Annotated in this window: 17 protein-coding genes; 6 read left to right on the top strand and 11 right to left on the bottom strand. The window is 62.6% G+C overall.

The window, feature by feature from the left end:
* Window positions 1-229 precede the first annotated feature (229 nt).
* Entirely contained in the window at window positions 230-1,138 is a 909-nt protein-coding gene (locus QWE_RS15060; protein WP_006727011.1) for a LysR family transcriptional regulator, read from the bottom strand.
* 185 nt (window positions 1,139-1,323) lie between these two features.
* Between QWE_RS15060 and QWE_RS15055 the strand changes: the two genes are divergently transcribed.
* Complete coding sequence (locus QWE_RS15055) at window positions 1,324-2,220, top strand: DMT family transporter (protein WP_006727010.1); 897 nt, start codon at window positions 1,324-1,326, stop codon at window positions 2,218-2,220.
* A 15-nt stretch (window positions 2,221-2,235) separates the two neighbouring features.
* Here the strand turns inward: QWE_RS15055 and arsA are convergent, their stop codons facing one another.
* The 5 genes from arsA to QWE_RS15030 all read right to left on the bottom strand — a co-directional run bounded on the left by arsA (window position 2,236) and on the right by QWE_RS15030 (window position 7,602).
* On the bottom strand, window positions 2,236-4,005 hold the full coding sequence (gene arsA, locus QWE_RS15050) for an arsenical pump-driving ATPase (RefSeq protein ID WP_006727009.1): 1,770 nt from the start codon (window positions 4,003-4,005) through the stop codon (window positions 2,236-2,238).
* Between the two features lie 82 nt (window positions 4,006-4,087).
* Window positions 4,088-4,945 carry a metal ABC transporter permease gene (locus QWE_RS15045; protein WP_006727008.1) on the bottom strand — a complete coding sequence of 286 codons (858 nt, stop codon included), beginning with the start codon at window positions 4,943-4,945 and terminating at the stop codon, window positions 4,088-4,090.
* Window positions 4,942-5,850, bottom strand: coding sequence for a metal ABC transporter permease (locus tag QWE_RS15040; RefSeq protein ID WP_006727007.1), 909 nt, complete (start codon window positions 5,848-5,850; stop codon window positions 4,942-4,944). Before QWE_RS15040 ends, QWE_RS15045 begins: the two co-directional genes overlap by 4 nt.
* On the bottom strand, window positions 5,831-6,718 hold the full coding sequence (locus QWE_RS15035; protein ID WP_006727006.1) for a manganese/iron ABC transporter ATP-binding protein: 888 nt from the start codon (window positions 6,716-6,718) through the stop codon (window positions 5,831-5,833). Before QWE_RS15035 ends, QWE_RS15040 begins: the two co-directional genes overlap by 20 nt.
* Entirely contained in the window at window positions 6,715-7,602 is an 888-nt protein-coding gene (locus QWE_RS15030; RefSeq protein WP_006727005.1) for a metal ABC transporter substrate-binding protein, read from the bottom strand. Before QWE_RS15030 ends, QWE_RS15035 begins: the two co-directional genes overlap by 4 nt.
* Window positions 7,603-7,850: 248 nt before the next feature.
* Here QWE_RS15030 and QWE_RS24995 point away from each other — a divergent pair, with 248 nt between their 5' ends.
* On the top strand, window positions 7,851-9,335 hold the full coding sequence (locus QWE_RS24995) for a putative sodium/potassium/calcium exchanger (protein WP_085942938.1): 1,485 nt from the start codon (window positions 7,851-7,853) through the stop codon (window positions 9,333-9,335).
* 93 nt (window positions 9,336-9,428) lie between these two features.
* Here QWE_RS24995 and lysS read toward each other — a convergent pair whose 3' ends face one another.
* The 5 genes from lysS to QWE_RS15000 form a co-directional block, all read right to left on the bottom strand.
* Window positions 9,429-10,925 (bottom strand): lysine--tRNA ligase, encoded by a 1,497-nt coding sequence (lysS, locus tag QWE_RS15020; RefSeq protein WP_006727003.1) that lies wholly within the window; start codon window positions 10,923-10,925, stop codon window positions 9,429-9,431.
* Window positions 10,926-11,114: 189 nt separating this feature from the next.
* On the bottom strand, window positions 11,115-12,572 hold the full coding sequence (gltX, locus tag QWE_RS15015; protein WP_006727002.1) for a glutamate--tRNA ligase: 1,458 nt from the start codon (window positions 12,570-12,572) through the stop codon (window positions 11,115-11,117).
* Window positions 12,573-13,029: 457 nt separating this feature from the next.
* Entirely contained in the window at window positions 13,030-14,799 is a 1,770-nt protein-coding gene (locus QWE_RS15010; RefSeq protein ID WP_006727001.1) for an SLC13 family permease, read from the bottom strand.
* A 157-nt stretch (window positions 14,800-14,956) separates the two neighbouring features.
* Window positions 14,957-15,715 (bottom strand): TerC family protein, encoded by a 759-nt coding sequence (locus QWE_RS15005; protein ID WP_006727000.1) that lies wholly within the window; start codon window positions 15,713-15,715, stop codon window positions 14,957-14,959.
* Between the two features lie 113 nt (window positions 15,716-15,828).
* Window positions 15,829-16,497, bottom strand: coding sequence for a TetR/AcrR family transcriptional regulator (locus QWE_RS15000; RefSeq protein WP_006726999.1), 669 nt, complete (start codon window positions 16,495-16,497; stop codon window positions 15,829-15,831).
* A 172-nt stretch (window positions 16,498-16,669) separates the two neighbouring features.
* Between QWE_RS15000 and QWE_RS14995 the strand changes: the two genes are divergently transcribed.
* The 4 genes from QWE_RS14995 (at window position 16,670) to xylB (ending at window position 22,141) form a co-directional block, all read left to right on the top strand.
* Window positions 16,670-17,857: an HlyD family secretion protein gene (locus tag QWE_RS14995; RefSeq protein ID WP_040300292.1), complete on the top strand. Its 1,188-nt coding sequence runs from the start codon at window positions 16,670-16,672 to the stop codon at window positions 17,855-17,857.
* A 34-nt stretch (window positions 17,858-17,891) separates the two neighbouring features.
* Complete coding sequence (locus QWE_RS14990; protein ID WP_006726997.1) at window positions 17,892-19,475, top strand: DHA2 family efflux MFS transporter permease subunit; 1,584 nt, start codon at window positions 17,892-17,894, stop codon at window positions 19,473-19,475.
* Window positions 19,476-19,643: 168 nt separating this feature from the next.
* Window positions 19,644-20,669 carry a LacI family DNA-binding transcriptional regulator gene (locus tag QWE_RS14985; RefSeq protein ID WP_006726996.1) on the top strand — a complete coding sequence of 342 codons (1,026 nt, stop codon included), beginning with the start codon at window positions 19,644-19,646 and terminating at the stop codon, window positions 20,667-20,669.
* A gap of 23 nt (window positions 20,670-20,692) precedes the next feature.
* The gene (xylB, locus tag QWE_RS14980; RefSeq protein ID WP_006726995.1) at window positions 20,693-22,141 is read left to right on the top strand and encodes a xylulokinase; all 1,449 of its coding nucleotides are present in this window, start codon (window positions 20,693-20,695) and stop codon (window positions 22,139-22,141) included.
* The last annotated feature ends 71 nt before the right edge of the window (window positions 22,142-22,212 follow it).

The following is a 22,212-nucleotide window of genomic DNA, read 5'->3' as shown; positions in this document are numbered from 1 at the left end:
TCGCAAATTCATTCGTCAGAATGCCGGTATCGGTTTTTCCGATGGGGGGGGCGTCTGCGACAGTCTTTGCTGAATGCCCCTCATCCCCGGCGCAACGAGTTGCGCCTGAGCTGCCGCCACCTTCTCCCCGTGAACGGGGAGAAGGTCGATGGGGCCGCCGTCTCCGCCTTCTCCCCGCCTGCGGGGAGAAGGTCCCGGCAGGGGGATGAGGGGCAATAGGTGCGCGTGATTACCTTACCCGTCCACTTCGGCTTGCCTCGGCGATCCCAACAAAATCCCTTGCCGATTGCGGCAGGCTCGAGCCCTTGCGCCAGACCATGCCGACCTGCACCACAGGCAAAGCACCTGACACGTCCCGGCTTTCGATACGGTCGCCTTCCAGCGACCAGGGGCGATAGACGAGATCGGGCAGCAGCGCCACACCGGCGCCGGTTGCGACCAGGCTGCGGACGGCCTCCACCGAACGGGTGCGGAAGGCGACATGGGGGCGGGCGCCGAGAGCCGACAGGAGCTTGCCGGTATTCTCTTCGATTTCGTCCACCGTCAGCATGATCAGCGGTTCGCGGGCAATGTCCTGGACCGAGATGATATCCGCCGAAACCAGCGGGTGGCCGATGGGCAGCCAGAGGCGGTAGGGCGAAGTTTCCAGAATTTCGGCCTGCAGCGCCATACGGTCGCGCAGGTTGGAGATCACCATGACGGCGACATCCAGTTCGCCGCCGATCAAGAGATGTTCGAGATAGGAGCCGTTGTCCTCGATGGCCGAGACCTCGACGCCCGGGCAGGCGCGGCGATAGCGGGCGAGAAGGTCCGAGAGCACGTAACCGGCGACGAGGGATGTCACGCCGATGTTCAGCGTGCCGCCGGTGCTGTGCCGGGTTTCGGCAAAGACATTGCGGGCATCCGAGACGTCGGCCAGGATCTTGGTGGCATGGCGGAGAAACTGGTGGCCGTTGTAGGTGATCGTCAGGCCACGCGGGTGGCGCTCGAAGAGTTCGACTCCGAGATCCCCCTCCAGTTCCTTGATCGCCTCGGTGACGGAAGACTGGGAGATCAGGAGGTTCTGTGCGGCGCGGGTCACCGATCCCTGTTCGGCAACGGCGACGAAATACTGCAACTGACGGAGGGTGAAGGCCATGGCCTTATGAAGCACGGCGCCCGTTTCGAGGCAAGCTGATCGGCCTCTGCCAAGCGATAGGTTGTCAGGTTACATGGCAGCTTTGCAAAACGGCACTAGGCAAGACGTGGTCAAGGTGTAGGATCAGCATGCCCGCGCCGTTGGTTCGCCCATGGATCCCTACTCGTGCAAAGCATTCTCGTCCCATGAAATCGACGCCGCTCGGCTATCTCTTCACCTTTCTCGCCTTTTCCGTCTTCGCCATTCAGGACGGCCTTTCCAAGCATCTCGGTGAGACCCATTCGCCGTTGCAGGTGGCCATGGTGCGCTTCTGGGCTTTCTCAGCATTCGCTCTGTTTCTCGCCATGCGCTCGTCCGGTGGACTGCGAGCGGCGGTGAATACCAAGCGGCCTGTCCTGCAACTGCTGCGCGGTCTCATCCTGTTTTCACAGATCCTGATCTCGATCGTCGCCTTCACCCAGGTGGGGCTGGCGCAGAGCCAGGCGATCTTCGCGGCCGGTCCGATTTTCGTGGCACTTCTCTCCATGCCGATCCTCGGGGAAAAGGTCGGCTGGCGGCGCTGGACGGCGATCCTCTTCGGCCTTGTCGGCGTGGTGATCATGCTGTCGCCCAGCGGTGACGGGTTCAATTCCTATATCTGGCTGCCGCTGATCTGCGCGGTGCTCGGCGCGGTCTATGGCATCGTCACGCGCCTTGTCAGCCGCGACGACCAGCCGTCGACCAGCTTCTTCTATCTGGCGATCGTCGGCTTCATCGGCTCCAACCTGCTCGGTCCTTTCTTCTGGACGCCGTTCACGCCCGTCGGATGGGGGTTGATGATCGGGCTCTGCTGCACCGGGATCATCGGTCATCTTGCGCTGATCAAGGCCTATGAAAACCTCGATGCGGTCATCGTCCAGCCGATCTCCTACTGGCAGCTGGTGCTGGGCGCGATGATCGCTGTCACCGTCTTCGGCGAAGTGCTGCGCTGGAACACAGTGGTCGGCGCCGTCATCGTCGTTGGTGCCGGGCTTTTCACCGTCTGGCGGGAATGGGTGGTGTCGCGTCGTGCGCGCCGGGCCGAGGAAGTGGGACGCGTGTAAGACCTCGCGACGCCATCATTCCTCGAGTGCGATCCTTCGCAGTTCTTCCAGCCCGACGGGGGCGACAGGCCTGAAGTCCAGGCCATAGACGCGCTTTGCACAATCGCGCTTCACCCTCTCGATTTGCGCCATTTCGCCCCGGATGCGGGCGCCGAGCAACGGGTCGCGCGTGCCCGTGATCGCCATTGCCTTGTTGATCACCCAGCCATAGGGCGCGATCCCTGCGCGGCGCAGATCCTCCTGCAGTGCGGAGGCTTCGCTCACCGGCGTGGTCTCCGGCAGGGTGACGAGCAGGACGCGGGTGTAGGCAGGATCCTGCAGACGCATCAGCGGGGTCACCATGCGGCCGGGGGCCGTGTCGTCGAGATGGCGGGTCATCTGGCGGTGATAGGCGCCGGTTGCATCGAGCAGCAGAAGCGTGTGGCCTGTTGGCGCTGTGTCGATGACGACAAAGCTCGACCGAGCCTCACCCACGACGCGCGAAAAGGCGTGGAAGACTGCGACCTCTTCGGTGCAAGGAGAGGCGAGATCCTCGCGCAGCAGGGCCTGACCGGCTTCGTCGAGATCTCGGCCCTTGGTCGACATGATCTTCTCGATGTAGCGGGTTGTTTCCGCCTCAGGATCGATGCGGTCGACGGTCAGGCCCGGCATGGCGTCAGCACCCACGACAAAGGACAGATGCGCCGCCGGGTCGGTGGTCGTCAGATGGACGGTGTGGCCGCGCGCGGCAAGTCCGACCGCGACCGCTGCCGCTACGGTCGTCTTGCCGACGCCGCCCTTGCCCATGACCATGACAAGGCCCTTGCCGCTTGCCGCGATTTCGTCGACGAGCGTCGAGAGACCCGGGAGATCCGGGTCGGTGACGTCGTCCTTGGAGCCTTCAGAGCCGGGACCGGTGACAGTTTCCGACAGGAGGCCGCGAAGCGCATCCAGGCCCACCATGTCAAAGGGTTTCAGACCGACTTCGTCACGAGGCAGCGATTGAAGCGCGGGCGGAAGTTCGGCGAGTGCCTTCGTCTGTTCGGCTGCAAAGGCCGTGGCCACAGGATCGTTCGGGTCCGTCGGCACGAAGCGGCCGTTGACCGCGAGCATCTGGTTGGAGAGACCGAGTTCGGAGAGTTCGCCCGCGGTCCTTGCAGCTTCGCGGATCGCGCCACGGTCGGCTCGCGTCACGAGCACGATGGTGGTGCGGGCGGGATCTCCAAGGCATTCGAGCGCCGTGCGGAAGCGGTCTTCCTGCATTTTCAGCCCGGAATGGGGGCCAAGGCAGGAGGCGCCGCGTTCGTTTGCCTCCAAAAAGCCGGTCCAGGCCTTGGGCAGGCTGAGGAGGCGTAGTGTGTGGCCGGTCGGCGCTGTGTCGAAGATGATGTGGTCGAAGCGCGGGTTGTCATCGGCGAGCAGGCCGACGAATTCGTCGAAGGCGGCGATCTCGGTGGTGCAGGCGCCGGAGAGCTGTTCGCGCACGGTGGCGCGATCCTGGTCGCTCGCATCAGGTTCCATCTGGTCGAGTACACGCTGGCGATAATCCTCGGCGGCGCTCTCGGGATCGATGTTCATCGCAAACAGGCCCGGGACACCGGGGACCGGCGCCGGTTCGTTGCCCAGGCTCACGCCGAGCATTTCGTCGAGATTGGAGGCGGGATCGGTGCTGACGAGCAGGATCTTCAGCCCTTGGTCTGCCAGCGTTATGGCCGTCGCGCAGCTGAGCGAGGTCTTGCCGACACCGCCTTTGCCGGTGAAGAACAGGTGTCGCGTGGGATTCTGGAGAAGGTTCATGGTCGTCATGGGCATCCATCCTCGCGTTGATGAGGAGACCCTAGCCCGGTCTTGCCCTTGCGCACTTGATCCATGCCAAGTGGCAGAGTGATCAGATGTCTTCTGCCGCGGCCACGCGGTTCACGCTGCGGGCCTGCCAGAGCGTGCGGAAGAAGGCGAGCACGAAGAGGCCGCTCATGATCAGCACGATGGTCGGGGCCGGCGCGCTGTCGATGAAGAAGCTGAGATAGATGCCTGTGAGCGAGGAGAAGACTGCGACAGTCACGGCGGCGACCAGCATCATGGCGTAGCGCTTTGTGACCAGAAAGGCGATGGCGCCCGGGGCAACGAGCATGGCGACCGAGAGGATGATGCCGACAGCCTTCAAGGCGCCAACGACGACCAGTGAAAGCACCGCAAGCTGGCCGTAATGCAGCAGGCGCACGGAAAGACCGATCGCCTGGGCATGTTGCGGGTCGAAGGCATGCGCCAGCAGATCCTTGCGCAAGACGACAAGGAATGCGGTGGCGAAGAGGGCGATCAGGCCGGTTTCCACGAGTTCCGAGGTTAGGATGCCCAGCATGTCGCCGAAGAGGATGTGGTCGAGGTGAACTGCGCTTTCGACCTGGACATAAAGCACCAGGCCGAGGCCGAACATGCCGGAAAAGACGATGCCCAGCACCGTGTCTTCCTTGATCCGGCTGTTCTCCTTGATGAAACCGGTCAGAAGCGCGCAGAAGAGGCCGGCGACAAAGGCACCGATCGCAAGCGGAATGCCGGCGATATAGGCGATGACGACGCCGGGCAGCACGGCATGCGAGACGGCATCGCCCATCAGCGACCAGCCCTTCAGCACCAGCAGGCAGGAGAGAAGCGCCATCGGTACGGCGATCATCAGCGTGACGCCGAAGGCCGTCTGCATGAAGGGCAGTTGGAACGGTAGGATGGCCAGTTCGAGGGTTTCGCTCATGCGGGGCGCTCCTCGGCTAAGCGATGCGTCTCTGCCGCCGATGCCGGAGGCATGGGCTCCAGCGCTTCGCGGGCGCGGCTGCGGGCGGCGAGTATGCCGTGCTTCGGGGCGAAGAGGAAGGCTGCGAGGAAGATCAGTGTCTGCAGGACGACGATGATGCCGCCGGTCGCGCCATCGAGGAAGTAACTCGCATAGGCACCGATGAAGCTCGTGCCGGCTCCGATGCCGAGGGCGAGGAGGATCAGGCGCTGGAAGCGGTCGGTCAAAAGATAGGCGGTTGCGCCCGGCGTGACGACCATGGCGATGACGAGGAAGGCGCCGACGGTCTGCATGGCGGCAACCGTGGAGGCTGCAAGCAGGGTGAAGAAGATCACCTTGAGGCGTTCGGGTTTGAGGCCGATCGAGCGGGCATGGTTCTCGTCGAAGAAGGTGACCATCAGGTCCTTCCACTTGAGCGTCAGGACGAGGAGGCTTACGCCGCCGATCAGGATCAGCTGCAGCGTGTCGGCGGGCGAGATGGCCAGAATATTGCCGAGAACAATGGTTTTGATGTCGATCGAGACGGGTGAGATCGAGACCATGAACAGGCCGAGGCCGAAGAAGGACGTGAAGATCAGCCCGATGATCGCATCCTCCTTCAGCTTGGTTCGCTGGTTGAGGAAGAGGATAGTGAGCGCTGCGAGCCCGCCGGATAGGAAAGCTCCAAACGCGAAAGGCAGGCCCAACATATAGGCGCCGGCAACGCCGGGCACGATGGCATGGGAGAGCGCGTCGCCGATCAGTGACCAGCCTTTCAGCATCAGATAGGCGGAGAGAAACCCGCAGACGCCGCCGACCAGCGCAGACACCAGAATGGCGTTGCGCATGTAGTCGTAGGTGAAGGGCTCAACCAGGGTCGCGAGCATCTGATGCTCCCGGTTTCGGCTGCCCATAGATCACGAAGGGGCGTTCGTCGTCGGTGATGACGGTGACCTCGCGGCCGTCATCGTCGTCGTGCAGATCGCGGCCGGCGAGCACGAAATGGCGCAGCGCACCGCCAAAGGCAGTTTTCAGGTTCTCTTCGGTGAAGGTATTCTCGGTCTTGCCCGAGGCGATGACCGTGCCCTTAACGAAAATGGTGCGGTCGCAAAAGTCGGGGACGCTGCCGAGATTGTGGGTGGAGACCAGCATCACCCGGCCTTCATCGCGCAGGTCCTTCATCAGGCCGATGATCTGTTCCTCGGTGGTGACGTCGACGCCGGTGAAGGGTTCGTCGAGCAGGATGACCTGACCTTCCTGGGCAAGCGCCCGGGCCAAAAAGACGCGCTTGCGCTGGCCGCCGGAGAGTTCGCCGATCTGGCGCTTGCGATAGTCGCCCATGCCGACGCGGGAAAGTGCCTCATCCACGAGCTGGTGATCACGCTTTGACGGGATGCGCAGGAAATTCATGTGGCCGTAGCGGCCCATCATGACGACGTCCTCGACCAGCACGGGGAAGTTCCAGTCAACCTCTTCCGCCTGGGGGACATAGGCGACGAGGTTCTGGCGAAGGGCTTCCCGCACGCTCATGCCGAGCACGCGGATTTCGCCTGAGGCAACTGGCACGAAGCCCATGATCGCCTTGAAAAGCGTCGACTTGCCGGCGCCGTTGACGCCGACAAGGGCAGTGATGGTTCCGGGCGGGATGGCGAAGCTCGCATGGCGCAGGGCTGTGTGGCCGTTGCGATAGGTCACCGTCACATCCTCTGCGGCGATGCCTTCGCGGCTGCGTCTCGTGCCCGATCCCATGATCATCCGGCAAAGCCCTTCACAATGGTCGAAACCGTCACCTTCAAGAGATCCAGATAGGTCGGGACCGGACCATCCGCTTCGCTCAACGAATCCACATAGAGGATGCCCCCGTAGCGGGCGCCGGTCTCCGCGGCCACCTGCTGGGCCGGCTTGTCGGAGACGGTACTCTCGGAGAATACGACGGGAATCTTGTTTTCGATCACCTGGTCGACGACGGCCCTGACCTGCTGTGGCGTGCCCTGACTGTCCGCATTGATCGGCCAGAGATAGAGTTCCTGCATGCCGAGGTCGCGGGCAAGGTAGGAGAAGGCGCCTTCGCTGGTGACGAGGAAGCGCTCGTTTTCAGGGATCCTGGCGATTTCCGCCTTCATCGGCTCGATCTCGGCGCTGATCTTCTGAGAATAGGTCCGGGCATTGGCCTCGTAGATCGCGGCGTTGGCGGGATCGAGATCGGTCAGCGCCTTGCGGATGTTCTCGACATAGATGAGCGCGTTTTCCGGCGACATCCAGGCATGCGGGTTTGGTTTGCCGTCATAGCTGCCGCCGGCAATGCCGATCGGCTCGACGCCGTCGCTGACGGTGACGGTCGGGACATCGCCGAGATTGGCGAGGAATTTTTCGAACCAGGCTTCGAGGTTCAGACCATTGCGCAGCACGAGGTCGGCGTCGCGGGCCTTCAGAATGTCACGCGGCGTCGGCTGGTAGCCGTGGATCTCGGCGCCGGGCTTGGTAATGCTTTCGACAGTCGCCGCACTGCCGGCGACGTTCTGGGCAATGTCGGCAATCACGGTGAAGGTCGTGACGACCTTCGGCTTGTCGTCGGCAAGGGCTGTCCCCGGCAGCAGCAGCGCCAGAGCGAGAAGACGGCAGGCAAGCTTCGAGACCATAGTCCATTCCTGTTCTTGCAAGTCATTCGCATTAAAATCTATCGCGCTTCACGCCGATGTCAACGCTTTTGCAAATCATTCGCAAAAAGAGTCGTGCGACAGGTGTGCCGTAACTGGAAAGGCGGGGTTAAAGGTTCCGCAAGGAGAGGGGCGTATGGTGGTCCTCAGTATTGCGTAAACAGTCGGGACAGTGTCATGGCGGAGTTCCAAGCGTGAAGGTGCCCAAGATCCACCTTTCACGAAAGCTCATGCTGATTTTGGGCGGGGTGCTGGTCACCCTCGGGGGCACCGGTGCCGCCGCCGTCTATATCGGTGCGGACAAGCTGCTCGGGCCGTCCTATGCGGAGCTCAACGGGCTCGAATGCACGGAGGTGAAAACCGTCGAGATCCACAAGAAGGATCGCTTCTGGGTGCGCAAGTTCATCACCACCAACAAGCCTGGTGACGGGCTGGCGCGCGTCAAGACGGCGCTGCGCGTGGCGAAGACACTGCAGGAAACGAAGAAGGCCGATCTGGTGCAAGTCGTCGTGCTCGATGCGAGCGGTCCGAAGGATCGCTCGGGCATGCGTGGCCGCGCCGTTGGTGCCGATGTCATCTATGTGCCGGATCCGAGCCACGTGCCTGAGGAAATGTCTGCGCGGGTGCTGACGGCACGCTATGTCGATGGGTCCGCAGCGCCCAATGGCGCCTTTTTCGGCGAGCGTATCGACATGCTCGAAGATGACATTCAGGCGCTGGTGGCGAAGCTCAACGACCAGACGGATTGCGTGAAGCCCGAGGGCCTGATGCCGGAGAGCGAGGGCCACGGGGCGAAAGCCGACGGCCATGGTGACAAGGCCGCTCACGGCGCCGACGATGCCCATGGCGAAAAGCCGGCGGATGGTCACGGCGCCGCAGAAGGGCATGGCGAAGCCGAGGGCCATGGCGATGCGCCTGTCGGCGAACACGGCGAGGAAACGCCGGTTGCCGAACATGGTGGCGAAGAAAGCAAGGGCTGGATGGCCTCGTTGATGGGCATAGTTGGCCTGGGTGGCGATGACGCACCGGCCGAAGGCCATGCCGCACCGGCGGATGATCACGCGGCACCCGGCGAGGCCCACGAGGCCGTTGCAGAGGGACACGAGGCGCCGGCCGAAGATCATGCGAAGCCGACTGATGTCGCGCATGGTGAGCCAGCCGCTGCCGAGACGCATGATGACGCCGCGACCGATCATACTGCAACGGCTCCTGCTGCGCATGCTGAAGAACCCGCAGCTGATGCGGCTCACGCGGTTGCGCCCGAGCATGCCGAAGAACAGGTCGCGCACAGCGAAGAGAAGCCCGCCGGTGAGACGCCCGTTGCCGAAGAGGCGCCCGTCGAAGGTGAGGGCTGGTTCGCCTCGATCAAGAGCATGGTCGGCCTCGGTGGCGCCGAAGAAGAGCTTCCTGTCGAGGATGCGGCCGCGAAGGTGGAGCCGGCCGACGGTTTAGACGCTGCTGCGACCACGGATCATGGCGCCGCCTGGCTCGAAAAGATGCGCGCCCAGCCGATCACGCCTGATGGTGTGTCGCCAGCCACCAAGCCGGAAGAGCATGGGGCTGCAGCCGATGGTCATGCACCGACCGAAGAGCATGCCGCCAAGTCGGGCGACAGCCACACATCTGATGGCCATGGTGCTCCTGCCGAAGACGAGGCGATCCTGCCGCCAAAGGCCAAGCCCAAGGCTGACGAGCATGCCAAGGCCAGCCATTGAAGCGGCCTGTTCGCTAGGCACCAGCTCCTATCCCACAAATACAAAGCCCCGGTCCTTAGGACCGGGGCTTTGTATTTCAAGCTGATAAGCCGCTCAATCGTTGCGGTTGCGGCGCGCCGGGAAGAGGATGACGTCGCGGATCGACGGGGCGTTGGTCAAGAGCATGATCAAGCGGTCGACGCCGATGCCGAGGCCGCCTGCGGGCGGCATGCCCTGGTCGATGGCGTCGAGGAACTCGTCGTCGAGCTGCTTGTCCTTTTCGCCGCGCGAATGGGCCTGTTCGAGCTGCTCGACCATGCGCTTGCGCTGCTCTTCAGGATCGTTCAACTCGGAGAAGGCGTTGCCGACTTCCCAGGCGTTGCAATAGGTTTCGAAACGCTCGACGAGACGCGGCTCGCCCGGCACTTCCTTGGCGAAGGGCGAGATGTCCTTGGGGAAATGCGTCACGTGGCTCGGCTGGATCAGCGTGCCCTCGACCTTTTCCTCGAAGATGAAGGCGAGGCATTCGCCCCAGGTCCAGTCCTTCTCGACGGCAAAGCCGGCAGCCTTGGCGGCGGTGCGGGCTTCTTCGTCGGTCTTCATCGAAAGGAAGTCGATGCCGGTTGCTTCCTTGACGGCGTCGGGCATGGGCACGCGCTTGAACGGGCCCTTGAAGGAAAGCTGCTTGTCACCGAAGGTGAGGTCGGTCGTGCCGTGGATGCTGATTGCGAGCGTCTCGAACATGCGCTCGACGAGGCCCATCATGTCCTCATAGTCGGCATAGGCCCAGTAGCATTCCATCATGGTGAATTCGGGATTGTGGCGGGTCGACACACCTTCGTTGCGGAAGTTGCGGTTGACCTCGAACACCTTGTCGGCAAGGCCCGACACCAGGGTGCGCTTCAGGAACAGTTCCGGCGCGATGCGCAGAAACATGTCCATCTTCAGCGTGTTGTGGTGCGTCTTGAAGGGCTCGGCGGTCGCGCCGCCATAGACGGTCTGCAGCATCGGCGTCTCGACTTCGAGGAAGCCTTCGCCCTCAAGGAAGCGGCGGATGCCGGAGACGATCTTCGAGCGCTGCTGGAAGCGGAGCTTGGATTCCTCATTGGTGAGGATGTCGAGGTGGCGCTTGCGGTAGCGCAGCTCGATGTCGGCGAGGCCGTGATACTTCTCCGGCATGGGGAGAAGCGTCTTGGTCAGCATGGTGATTTCATGGGCGTTGATCGTCAGCTCGCCACGCTTGGTCCGGCGGACCTGACCCTTCACGCCGATGATGTCGCCGAGGTCGATCATCGGCAGAAGCGCGCGGGCTTCTTCCGGCGTCGTATCCTTGTGGGAGAAGATCTGGATCTTGCCCGAGGCGTCATGGATATCCATGAACATGCCGGAATTGCGCGAGGAATAGACGCGGCCGGCGACCGTGATGATATCCTCAGAGGTTTCGTCCAGCTCGAGGCTCGCGTATTTCTCGGCAAATTCCGCATTGGTCATCGTGCGGTGGAAATGTGCCGGATAGACGTCGCCGACCTGTTCGCGCAACAGCGCAAGCTTCTGGCGGCGGACTTCCGTCGGGTCTGAGGAAAGGGCGGTTTCGGTGGTCTGTTCGGTCATCGGGTATCGCCTCGGATCGGCCTGGAGTGTGTTTCACCCCCCTCTGTCACTTCGTGACATCTCTCCCACAAGGGGGGAGACTGGTCTCCGCCGGTTCGGGCTTGCCCGCTCTCCCCCTGTGTGGGGGAGATGCCCGGCAGGGCAGAGGGGGGTAGTTTCTGCACCGCCCCTTAAGGCGGCACTCAGTCGTTAGTTCTGCGCACCCGCCATTGCGGTCAGCACCTGGATAGCAACCTTCAAGCGCTGGCGCACGACCGAGCGGCCGAGCAGTGCCATACTGTCAAACAGCGGCAGCGAGCGCTGGCTGCCGGAGACGGCGACGAAGAGGGGTGGGGTGACGACGCGGAGCTTTTTGCCCATGCGCTCGGAGATCGCGCGCAGCTCTTCCTCGATGGTCGTGACATTCCATTCGAGGATCTTTTCGAGATCCGCCTGAACGGTGGTCACGATTTCCAGCGTCTCGGCCGGGCTGGTCTTCAGGCCGCCGAAGGAGGCGGGCGTCAGGCCGACGTCGTTTGCCAGCAGGAAGCCGGCAAGCGGTGGCAGTTCGCCGAGCTTGGTTACGCGGCTCTGGGCGAGCTTCAGGCCTTCGACGAGGCGGTCGTTTTCCTGCGCCCAGTCGAGCACGCGGGCGACGAAGTCTTCTGGGGTCAGCTTCTCGCGCAGCCAGCGGCCGTTAAGCCAGTCGAGCTTCTGGATGTCGAAGATCGCGCCAGCCTTGGAGAGGTTGTCCGGATCGAACTTCTCGATCAGCTCTTCCATGGTCAGGAGCTCTTCGCCTTCGGCAATCTGGATGAAGAACAGGCCGAGGAAGTTCATCAGCGCTTCCGGCAGGTAGCCGAGCGCCGAATAGTAGGAGATCGAGGTCGGGTTCTTGCGCTTCGACAGCTTCGACTTGTCGTGATTGCGCATCAGCGACAGGTGCATGAAGACAGGCGGCTCAAGACCGAGATGCTTGTAGATCAGGATGTGCTTCGGCACGGAAGCCAGCCACTCTTCGCCGCGCGCGACGTGGGTGATCTTCATCATGTGGTCGTCGACGACGTTTGCCATGTGGTAGGTCGGCATGCCGTCCGCCTTCAGCAGCACCTGCATGTCGACGCTTTCCCACGGGATCGAGACATCGCCATAGACGCCGTCGTGGAAATCGCAGGAGCCTTCGGTCGGCACCTTCAGGCGCACGACATGCGGCTCACCGGCCGCAACGCGGCTCGTGACTTCTTCAGCCTTCAGATGCAGGCAGTGGCCGTCATAACCCGGCGGCTTGCCGGCTGCGCGCTGGGCTTCGCGCATGCTCTCCAGCCGTTCGGGTGTGCAGAAACAATGGAAAGCGCCGCCATTGTCGAGCATCTTGTCGACGAAGGGGCGGTAGAGATCCTTGCGCTCGGACTGGCGGTAGGGGCCGTAGGGGCCGCCGACATCGGGGCCTTCCGACCAGGTGAGACCGGTCCATTTCAAGGCGTCCAGCACCTTCTGCTCGAACTCGGCGGTCGAGCGCGTCGCGTCGGTGTCCTCGATGCGCAGGATGAACTCACCGCCGAATTTCTTGGCGAAGAGATAGTTGAACAGCGCGATATACGCGGTGCCGACATGGGGTTCGCCGGTCGGGGAGGGTGCGATGCGGACGCGGACGCCTGATGTGGTCATGAATTCAGCTCGTGGTGCGTGCGGGGGACCTGGCGCCTTGGCGCTGGATCGAAAATTGTGAGACTGCCGATGGTGGCTTGCGACGGACAGGGTGGGGCCCGGAGAACCGCCTGTTCCATCGCGAGGCCTTAGGCCATATTCATGGCCGTGCGTCAAGAAAAACCACGGAAACAGGCGCTTCGGAGGCCATTGCCGAAAATGTCGAAATTTTTCTGCAAAGCGCGGAACCGGACGTCATATGCCGCGTTCTTATGGCAGAGCGCAGGCCGTGCCAACCGGACGCGACGGGAAATGGGGAACACGGAAATTTTTCCGGTTTCTTTCCGTGGCCAACGAAATGGCAGGCGAGCCCCTTAACCGTCCGGCCTGCGTTCTCCCCAAGTCCCCGCCCCCAAGGAAAACCTGCGTCCCGCCGACGCAGGTTTTTCTTTGCGTGGTTTTCCAGGCTCAAGCGCAATCAGCGGACCGGCCAGACCACCAGCAGGGCCGGGACCGAGACCAGCACGATCAACACCGACAGGGGAAGCCCCAAACGCGGATAGTCGGAGAACTTGTATCCGCCGGGGCCCATGACCAGCGTGTTGCACTGATGGCCGATCGGCGTGAGGAAATCGCATCCGGCACCAATGGCGACAGCCATCAGGAAAGCTTCCGGCTTGTAGCCGAGGCCGGTGGCGAAGCTCGCGGCAATCGGCGCCATAACGAGGACAGTTGCCGCATTGTTGAGGAAAGGCGTGACCGCCATGGCGGTCAGCAGGATGAGCGCGACGGCGCCCCAGGCGGGCAGGCCGCCGGCCACGGCATTCAGCCAGCCGGCAATCACGTCGCTGCCGCCGGAGGTTCGCAGCGTATCGGCGACGGGGATGAGGGCTGCGAGCATCACGAGGATCGGCCCGTCGACAGCGCGATAGACCTCGCTGACCGGGATGACGCCAAAGGCGACCATCGCAAGCGCTGCCGCGAAGAAGGCGATGGCGACAGGGGCAAAACCGAGCGCCGTAGAGCCCATGGCGATCACGAGGATCACCAGGGGTATGAAGATGTTTCGGCTCGTTCCGAGCAGGATTTCCCGTTCGGCGAGCGGCAGGCAGCCGAGTTCGGTGAGGATGGAGGGCATTTGCTGGCGCAGGCCCTGCAGCACGACGACGTCGCCCGAGCGCAGCGTTAGCTGCCCCAGACGTTCACGGATGCGCTTGCCCTGGCGGCTGACCGCCAGAAGGTTGACGCCGTAGGTGTGGACGAGAGAGAGCTCACTGGTCGTTTGCCCGATCAGCGGTGAGCCCCGGCCGATGACGGCCTCGACGGTTGAGATGTCGCCACGGCGCTTGCGATCGCGCTCTGTGCTGCCCGAGAGGCTCAGATTGCCTTGTGAGACAATACGGTCGAGCGCTTCCGACGGGCCTTCCAGGAGCAGCGTGTCCTCTTCATGCAAGAGCACGTCTGGAAAGGGCGACAGGCGGGTGTGTCCGCGCAGGATGGCGGTTGCCGTCACCTCTCCATGGGCAGTCTGAAGGAGATGGTGCAGTGTCTTGCCGGCAAAGGGCGATTGCCGGGTGATCATGGCTTCCGTGGCGAAACTTGAGCTTTCCAGTGCCTCCTGCAGGGACGGGTTTTGGTTCTCACGGCGGGGGACCAGCCAGTAGAAAAAGATGAGGAAGACGATGCCGGCAGCCGCCAGCGTGGCGCCGACCGGGGTGAAGTCGAACATCGTGAAGGACTGGCCGGTCAGTTCCTCCCGCAGCCGCGACACCGCGATGTTCGGCGAGGTGCCGATCTGCGTCATGAGGCCGCCGAGCAAGGCGGAAAAGGCCATCGGCATGAGGAAGACCGAGGGCGGGACATGGGAGCGGCGGGCAAACTGGAAGGCCACCGGCATCATGATCGCCAGCGCGCCGATGTTCTTGATGAAGGCGGAGAGCACCGTCACCGTCACCAGCAAGAGGAGCATCTGGCCATGCAACGAGGAGAGGGCGGGAAAGAAGCGCTTGATGGCCAGGTCCACGACGCCCGACCGGGCAACGCCGGCGCTGACCACCAGAGCACTGCCGACGATGATGACAAGATCGTCGGAGAAACCGGAAAATGCCTCGCGGGCCGGCACCAGTCCGACGGCGACGGCCGCCACGAGCGCGCAACAGGCGATCACGTCGTAGCGGAACTTTTCCCACAGGAAGGCCGCCATCATGATGGCGATAATGCCAAAGGCGAGGATCTGCTCGTAGGTCATGGGGCTCCGGCATCATGCTGGCGTGATCTGGAAGGCGTAGGAGCTTGCTGGAAATCTGGCAAGGGTCGATCGGTTCCTGGTCTTACTGCTCGACAGCAAAAATGGCCCATCTTCGCGACAGGCCATTTTCGTTGAAGCGTCCAGTGGCCGCTTCTTTTCAGTGCACGACAGCTTTCAGCTGGCGATCCCGTTCGCGCTTGCGGCGGGCAAACATGTTGAGAACCTCGACGAGTGCGGAGAAGGCCATGGCGGCGTAGATGTAGCCCTTGGGCACATGGAAACCCATGCCTTCGGCGATCAACGTGGTGCCGATCATCAACAGGAAGGCGAGCGCCAGCATGACGATGGTCGGGTTCTTCTCGATGAAGTTGGCAAGCGGCGTGGCTGCCACGAGCATCACGGTGACGGCAGCGACCACGGCGACGACCATGATCGGCACATGTGGCGTCATGCCGACGGCCGTGATGATGCTGTCGATCGAGAAGACGAGATCGAGCAGCAGGATCTGGCCGATGGCGCTGGCAAAGGTGGTGGAGGCAGAGGAGGCGATGAAATCCTCTTTCTGGTCCACCGGATCGACATTGTGGTGGATTTCCTTGGTGGCCTTCCAGACTAGGAAGAGACCGCCGGCCAGCAGGATCATGTCCTTCCACGAGAAGCCTTGGCCGAAGACCTCGAATACGGGCGTGGTCAGCTGGACGATCCAGGCGACGGTGCCGAGCAGGGCCAGGCGCATGACGAGCGCAAGCCCGATGCCGATGCGACGGGCTCTTTCGCGCATTTCCGTCGGCAGCTTGTTGGTCAAGATCGAGATGAAGATCAGGTTGTCGATGCCAAGGACGACTTCCATGACCACCAGGGTCACCAAGGCGATCCAGGCGGCGGGATCCTGGAGAAGAACGCTGATATTTTCCATAGATGTCTTCCGTGCTGATCAAACGGATTCAGATCCCGAGGACATGAGCCATATCCGTGGGGTTGGCAAGCAGCCAACTAAAATCCGTGCGCGGAATAAAGTTCCGTCGCAGATCAGTCTTGGGACCCAAGGTTTTTGGGGCCGTAGAAGTTCATGAACATACGAAGGCCTGATTCCACCACGCGTTCGATCTCCTTGTCGTCAGGTCGCACGGGGAGGTCATTGAACAGCCGTTTCTTGAAATAGCCCGCCGTTGACATGTCGATGAACTGGCGTGCGGCCAGATCGCTATCTTCGACCGAGAGTTCGCCCTTCTCATTGGCAGCAGCAATATAGTCCTGCAACAGCACCTTGATATTGGTGGGCGACGACGCAAAGAAACGCTGACAGAGCGTCGGCATGCGGTCGAGCACACCCATCAGGATGCGCATCGTCGGGATCATCTCCGTGTCGAGAATGAAATGCGCGTGGGCGAGCGCATAGCGCCGCAGACCTTCCTCGACATGGGAGCTTTCTTCGAGGATCTGTCGGATCGCAGCATCGAAGGCGCTTTTCTCACGCTCGACCAGGGCGCCGAACAGATCTTCCTTGCTCTGGAAATAGACGTAGATGGTGCCCTTCGAGACGCCTGCCTCGCGAGTAACGTCATTCATGCTTGCAGCATCGTAGCCAAGCTTCATGAAGACCCGCTTGGCGCCATCCAGGATCTGTCCCCGCTTGACCGGATCCGCGCCCGCAGCAAAGCGTCCCACCCCGGCGACGGGATAGGAGGGCGGCGTCATGGCGATTTCCTGCTCTAGTTTCGACATTTCCTGACCAAAAAAAATTAACTGCGTTGCGCGGCCTCGTTTCCGATGCCCGTTTCTGCCTCTTGATATGGGGCAAAAAAGGCTCTATGTCAATCGAACCGAACGGTTCAGTTCGAGCGAGTTCAACCCATCCCCGGTCCGTATCATGTCAGCGACGCCAAGATCCACCGCCCTTCGTTCCACTTCCACTCCAGTCGACCGGAATGAGGCAGCGCCCCTGACGGAGACGGATGCAGGGGAGCCCCACCCGCCGCAGGAAGCCGCCGCCACCCAGCGCAAGCGCCGCAGCCCGGTGCTTCCCGTCATCCTCGCCGCTCTGCTCGCGGGCGGTGCCTGGTACGGCTATACCTGGTGGACCGATGGTCGCTTCATGGTGTCGACCGAAGACGCCTATATCGAAGGTGACATCGCGATCATCTCGCCGAAGGTTTCCGGTTATGTCGAGAAGGTCAACGTTGCCAGCAACCAGGTCGTCCGCGCCGGCGATCCGCTGGTGACCCTCGATGGTGGCGACTATCAGATCGCCTATGATCAGGCCGTCGCGGGCAAGCAGAGCTCCGAGCTTGCGGTTAGCCGCATCGATGCACAGATCGTCGGCGGCCAGGCGAGCGTTGCGCAGGCTCAGGCGCAGCTCGGCTCGCTCGAGGCTGCAGTTCGGGGTGCCGAAATCACGGAAAAGCGCGCAAGCGAGCTTGCATCCAAGAGCGTCGGCACTGCTGCCGATCTCGACAATGCCAAGGTGGCGCTCGACCAGGCCCGCGCCAATCTGGTGGCGGGACAGGCCGTCGTCGCTTCGGCGGAAGCCAATCTCTCGATCCTCAAGGCGCAGCGCGACGAGGCGTTGAATGCCGTGAAGGTACAGGATCAAGTGGTGGCGAAAGCCAAGCGTGATCTCGATTTTACCGTGCTGAAAGCGCCCTATGACGGCGTGATCGGCAATCTCTCGGTTCAATCAGGGGATCTCGTCTCGGCGGGCAAGCGTCTTGCGGCCCTGGTGCCGACCAGCGAGCTCTATATCGAGGCGAACTTCAAGGAAACGCAGATCGCACATCTGGTTCCCGGCTCCAAGGTTTCGATCCATGTCGACGCCTATGGCGACGATCCGCTCGAGGGCACGGTCACCTCGATCGCTCCGGCCTCTGGCGCTATCTTCTCCATGCTGCCGGCGGAAAACGCCACCGGCAATTTCACCAAGGTCGTTCAGCGCGTGCCTGTCCGTATCGCGCTACCCAAGGACGCGCTTGCCGGAGGCCATCTGCGCGCCGGCCTCAGTGTCATCGTCGACGTCGACACCCGCACGGCCCCCGAGGGCCAGGCGCTTGCCGCGAAGTAATACCACCGGCTGACGTTATCGAAAGGGCCGTGTCATGGCCGCAATCACCTCGACAACCATCGCGCCCTCGGCACCTGCCGAGGAGCGGATGGATCCCAGACGCGTCTTGGCCTTCCTGGCAATGGTCTTCGGCATGTTCATGTCGATCCTCGACATCCAGATCGTCTCGGCGTCGCTTGCCGAAATCCAGGCCGGTCTCGGGGCCGGATCAGACGAAGTTGCCTGGGTGCAGACCTCCTATCTGATCGCCGAAGTGATCATGATCCCGCTCTCTGGTGTGCTCGCCCGGATCGTCTCCACCCGCGTGCTCTTCACGTTCTGTGCGGCAGGCTTCACGCTCGCCAGTGCGCTCTGCGCGACGGCCACCAATATCGAGCAGATGATCGTCTATCGGGCGATCCAGGGCTTCATCGGCGGCGGCATGATCCCCTCCGTCTTCGCGGCTGCCTTCACCATCTTCCCGCCGTCCAAGCGCAACATCGTCTCGCCGATGGTCGGTCTCGTTGCGACGCTGGCTCCCACCATCGGCCCGACAATCGGCGGCTATATCAGCCATGCCATGTCGTGGCACTGGCTGTTCCTGATCAACGTCGTGCCGGGTGTGCTGGTCGCTGCCGCCGCCTGGAGCCTGATCGATTTCGACAAGCCGGACCTCAAACTTTTGAAGAAGTTCGACTGGTGGGGACTGGCCTCGATGGCCGTTTTCCTCGGGACGATGGAATTCGTGTTGGAAGAGGGCAACAACAAGGACTGGTTCAACGACCACCACATCGTCATGGGCACCGTTGCCATGGTCATCGGCGGGGCGATCTTCTTCTGGCGCGTGTTCAAGGTCGAGTTGCCGGTCGTGGACTTGCGCGCCTTCTCCAATGCCAACTTCGCCTTCGGCTCGTTGTTCTCCTTCGTCATGGGGGTCGGCCTCTATGGTCTTACCTATCTCTACCCCCTCTACCTCGGACGTATCAGAGGTTACGACTCGCTGATGATCGGCGAGACCATGTTCGTCTCCGGTGCCGCGATGTTCCTGACGGCGCCCGTTGCCGGTGCGCTGTCGAACAAGCTCGATCCGCGCGTGATGATGATGATCGGTTTTTCCGGCTTCGCGCTTGGGACCTACATGATGACCGGGATCACGGCAGACTGGGACTTCTACGAACTGCTGGTGCCGCAGATCCTGCGCGGTTGCTCGCTGATGATCTGCATGGTGCCGATCAACAATCTGGCGCTCGGCACACTGCCGCCGGACCGGATCAAGAACGCGTCGGGCCTCTTCAATCTGACCCGAAACCTCGGTGGCGCCGTCGGTCTCGCGATCATCAACACCATGCTGACCCAGCGATCCGACGACCATTATGCGCGGCTCTCCGAGCAGCTTTCCTGGAGCAATCAGGCAGCCCTCGACTGGCTTGCCAGTGTCGGCGCGAACTATGACAGCTATGGCCTCGATGGCACGGCGGTGGCGATCAAGAAGCTGTCGGGTGTGGTGACGCAGCAGGCCTGGCTTCTGTCCTTCATGGATGTGTTCATGGGGCTGACGGTGCTCTTCGTTGCGCTGGTCTTCATGGTGCTGCTGCTGAAGAAGCCGAAGGGTGCGGCACCCGCTGGTGCCGGCCATTGAAGCCACCATGCCCGGGTAAGCTTACGGGTTCAGGCTCTCCCTTGATCTCCAAGGCTCAGACCGCCTCACATGTTGAGGCGGTCTTTTTTGAGAGCAAAAGAGGTACGTACGTCAAATTCTGATTTACGTACCTCATTCGCCGGTGTAGGACAGGCGCCGGAGGAGAGAATGAAGCCGACTGTCCACGACATTGCCAGCCGCGCGGGCGTCAGCCTTGCCACCGTCGACCGGGTGTTGAACCGGCGGCCGGGGGTCAGCGCGCGCACGCGCGAGAAGGTGGATCTGGCTGTCAGCGAGCTCGGTTTCGTGCGCGACGTGGCAGCGGCGAACCTTGCCAAGGGGCGGACCTATCCGCTGACCTTCATCATTCCCTCGAACGACAATTCCTTCATGTGCGGCCTGCGGCTGTCGCTCGACGAGGCGCGGGAACGCGCAGGCGTCGAGCGGATCGCGATCCGGCTTATCGACGTCCCGGCCTTCGATGCCGATGCTCTGGCGAAAGCGCTGCGCGACGCCGCAGCCGAGCAGCCGGCCGGGATCGCCTTCGTCGCCGTCGATGCGCCCGAGGTGGCGGCTGCGGCCTCGGAGATCGTGTCTGCCGGTATTCCGCTCGTCACCCTCGTTTCCGATCTCTCTGGCGCAGAGCGGGATCATTATGCCGGCATCGACAATGCCGCTGCCGGGCGAACCGCAGCGAGCCTGCTCGGGCGCTTCGCGGCCGGACGTAATGGCAAGGTTGCCGTGCTCGCCGGCTCCATGCTGGTGCGCGACCATCGCGAGCGCTGCGAGGCCTTCGCTTCCGTCATGGCGCAGGATTTCCCGGGGCTTGCAGTCTTGCCCGTCATCGAAGGGCGAGACGATCCCGTGGTTGTCGAGCGCAAGGTCTCCGCCATCTTTTCTGACCGAAGTGATATCGTCGCACTCTACAGTCTCGGTGCCGGCAATCGCGGGCTCGTCAAGGCGCTTGAACGGCAGCCGGCGGAACGCCGTCCGGTGGTCATCGCCCATGAACTGACGGAGACGACGCGCGGGGCGCTCCAGTCAGGCCTCATCGATGCCGTGCTGAACCAGGATGCCGGCCATGAGGTGCGCAGCGCCATTCGCGTGCTGAAGGCCAAGGCCGATGGTCTGCCCGTCGTGGCCGCCCAGGAGCGCATTCGTATCGACATATTCTTGAAGGACAATCTGCCCTGAAGGCAGAGGAATGGAGGACACCCATGTATCTCGGATTGGATCTCGGCACATCTAGCGTCAAGGCGATGCTGATCGACGGCGACCAGAAGGTTGTCGGCGTTGGTCATGCCGGTCTCACCGTGCAGCGACCGCATCCCGGCTGGTCGGAACAGGCGCCGGGCGACTGGCTGCACGCGACTGAAGAGGCTGTTGCGGCGCTGAAGACCTCGCATCCGAAAGAACTTGCCGCGGTGAAAGGCATCGGCCTGTCCGGCAATATGCATGGCGCGACCCTCATAGACGCCAAGGATCGGGTGCTCAGGCCCTGCATTCTCTGGAACGATACGCGAAGCCACGCGGAAGCGGCAAGCCTCGATGCAAATCCGCGTTTCCGGGCGCTCACCGGCAACATCGTCTTCCCAGGCTTTACAGCCCCGAAACTCGCCTGGGTGAAGAACAACGAACCGGAGACCTTTGCCAAGGTCGCCAAGGTTCTCCTGCCGAAGGATTACCTGCGTCTCTGGTTGACGGGAGAATATCTCTCCGACATGTCGGATTCGGCCGGCACCAGCTGGCTCGATACCGGCAAGCGTGCCTGGTCTCCGGAACTGCTGGAGGCAACGTGGTTGACCGTCGAGCAGATGCCGGGCCTCGTCGAGGGCACGGATCGCGCTGGCACATTGCGCGCCGAACTAGCTGAAAAATGGGGCCTCGGCTCTGACGTGGTGGTTGCCGGCGGGGCAGGGGACAACGCGGCGTCTGCCTGCGGCATGGGTACTGTCGCCGAAGGCCAGGCCTTTGTTTCGCTCGGCACGTCTGGCGTTCTCTTCGCCGCCAACGGCTCCTATCTGCCAAAGCCGGAAAGTGCCGTGCATGCCTTCTGCCATGCGCTGCCCAATACCTGGCACCAGATGGGCGTCATCCTGTCGGCCACCGACGCGCTCAACTGGCATTCCGGCGTGACCAGCAAGTCGGCCGGGGAGCTTACCAGCGAACTCGGCGACGCACTCAAGGCACCGACGGGCGTCACCTTCCTGCCCTATCTCTCGGGTGAACGCACACCGCATAATGACGCGAAGATCCGGGGCGCCTTTATCGGGCTCGGCCATGAAAGCGACCGCGTCGTGCTGACCCAGGCTGTGCTGGAAGGCGTGACCTTCGCCATCCGCGATAGCCTCGAAGCGCTGAAGTCGGCCGGCACGAAGATTGACCGGGTGACGGCTATCGGCGGCGGTTCGCGCTCGCGCTACTGGCTGTCTTCGATTGCGACAGCGCTCGACATGCCGGTCGATATTCCCGCCGACGGTGATTTCGGCGCTGCCTTCGGTGCCGCACGGCTCGGGCTGATTGCGGCGACCGGGGCTGATCCGCTGTCGGTTTGCACGGCGCCTGAAACAGCGGAGACGGTCGAGCCGGTGCGTGATCTGACTTCGGCTTACGAGGCGGCCTACGGTCGCTACCGGGCGCTTTATCCGGCGATCCGGGGACTTTGATTTCCCACCTCCCCCTTCAGGGGGGAGGTCGCGGCGCAAGCAGCGGGTGGGGCGAGCCCCACCATCACCCC

Source organism: Agrobacterium albertimagni AOL15, assembly GCF_000300855.1.
GTDB classification, from domain to species: Bacteria; Pseudomonadota; Alphaproteobacteria; order Rhizobiales; family Rhizobiaceae; genus Allorhizobium; species Allorhizobium albertimagni.
The sequence above is the reverse complement of the archived record's forward strand: the minus strand, read 5'-3'. Positions and strand labels throughout refer to the sequence as shown.

What these genes read in the sequence shown, in the direction of transcription:
- QWE_RS15000 (WP_006726999.1), bottom strand. Translation starts at nt 16,497, where the DNA reads ATGACGCCGCCCTCCTATCCCGTCGCCGGGGTGGGACGCTTTGCTGCG.
- QWE_RS15005 (WP_006727000.1), bottom strand. Translation starts at nt 15,715, where the DNA reads ATGGAAAATATCAGCGTTCTTCTCCAGGATCCCGCCGCCTGGATCGCC.
- QWE_RS15035 (WP_006727006.1), bottom strand. Translation starts at nt 6,718, where the DNA reads ATGATCATGGGATCGGGCACGAGACGCAGCCGCGAAGGCATCGCCGCA.
- gltX (WP_006727002.1), bottom strand. Translation starts at nt 12,572, where the DNA reads ATGACCACATCAGGCGTCCGCGTCCGCATCGCACCCTCCCCGACCGGC.
- QWE_RS15060 (WP_006727011.1), bottom strand. Translation starts at nt 1,138, where the DNA reads ATGGCCTTCACCCTCCGTCAGTTGCAGTATTTCGTCGCCGTTGCCGAA.
- QWE_RS14985 (WP_006726996.1), top strand. Translation starts at nt 19,644, where the DNA reads ATGAAGCCGACTGTCCACGACATTGCCAGCCGCGCGGGCGTCAGCCTT.
- arsA (WP_006727009.1), bottom strand. Translation starts at nt 4,005, where the DNA reads ATGACGACCATGAACCTTCTCCAGAATCCCACGCGACACCTGTTCTTC.
- QWE_RS15045 (WP_006727008.1), bottom strand. Translation starts at nt 4,945, where the DNA reads ATGAGCGAAACCCTCGAACTGGCCATCCTACCGTTCCAACTGCCCTTC.
- lysS (WP_006727003.1), bottom strand. Translation starts at nt 10,925, where the DNA reads ATGACCGAACAGACCACCGAAACCGCCCTTTCCTCAGACCCGACGGAA.
- QWE_RS15010 (WP_006727001.1), bottom strand. Translation starts at nt 14,799, where the DNA reads ATGACCTACGAGCAGATCCTCGCCTTTGGCATTATCGCCATCATGATG.
- QWE_RS24995 (WP_085942938.1), top strand. Translation starts at nt 7,851, where the DNA reads ATGCTGATTTTGGGCGGGGTGCTGGTCACCCTCGGGGGCACCGGTGCC.
- QWE_RS15055 (WP_006727010.1), top strand. Translation starts at nt 1,324, where the DNA reads ATGAAATCGACGCCGCTCGGCTATCTCTTCACCTTTCTCGCCTTTTCC.
- xylB (WP_006726995.1), top strand. Translation starts at nt 20,693, where the DNA reads ATGTATCTCGGATTGGATCTCGGCACATCTAGCGTCAAGGCGATGCTG.
- QWE_RS15040 (WP_006727007.1), bottom strand. Translation starts at nt 5,850, where the DNA reads ATGCTCGCGACCCTGGTTGAGCCCTTCACCTACGACTACATGCGCAAC.
- QWE_RS14995 (WP_040300292.1), top strand. Translation starts at nt 16,670, where the DNA reads ATGTCAGCGACGCCAAGATCCACCGCCCTTCGTTCCACTTCCACTCCA.
- QWE_RS14990 (WP_006726997.1), top strand. Translation starts at nt 17,892, where the DNA reads ATGGCCGCAATCACCTCGACAACCATCGCGCCCTCGGCACCTGCCGAG.
- QWE_RS15030 (WP_006727005.1), bottom strand. Translation starts at nt 7,602, where the DNA reads ATGGTCTCGAAGCTTGCCTGCCGTCTTCTCGCTCTGGCGCTGCTGCTG.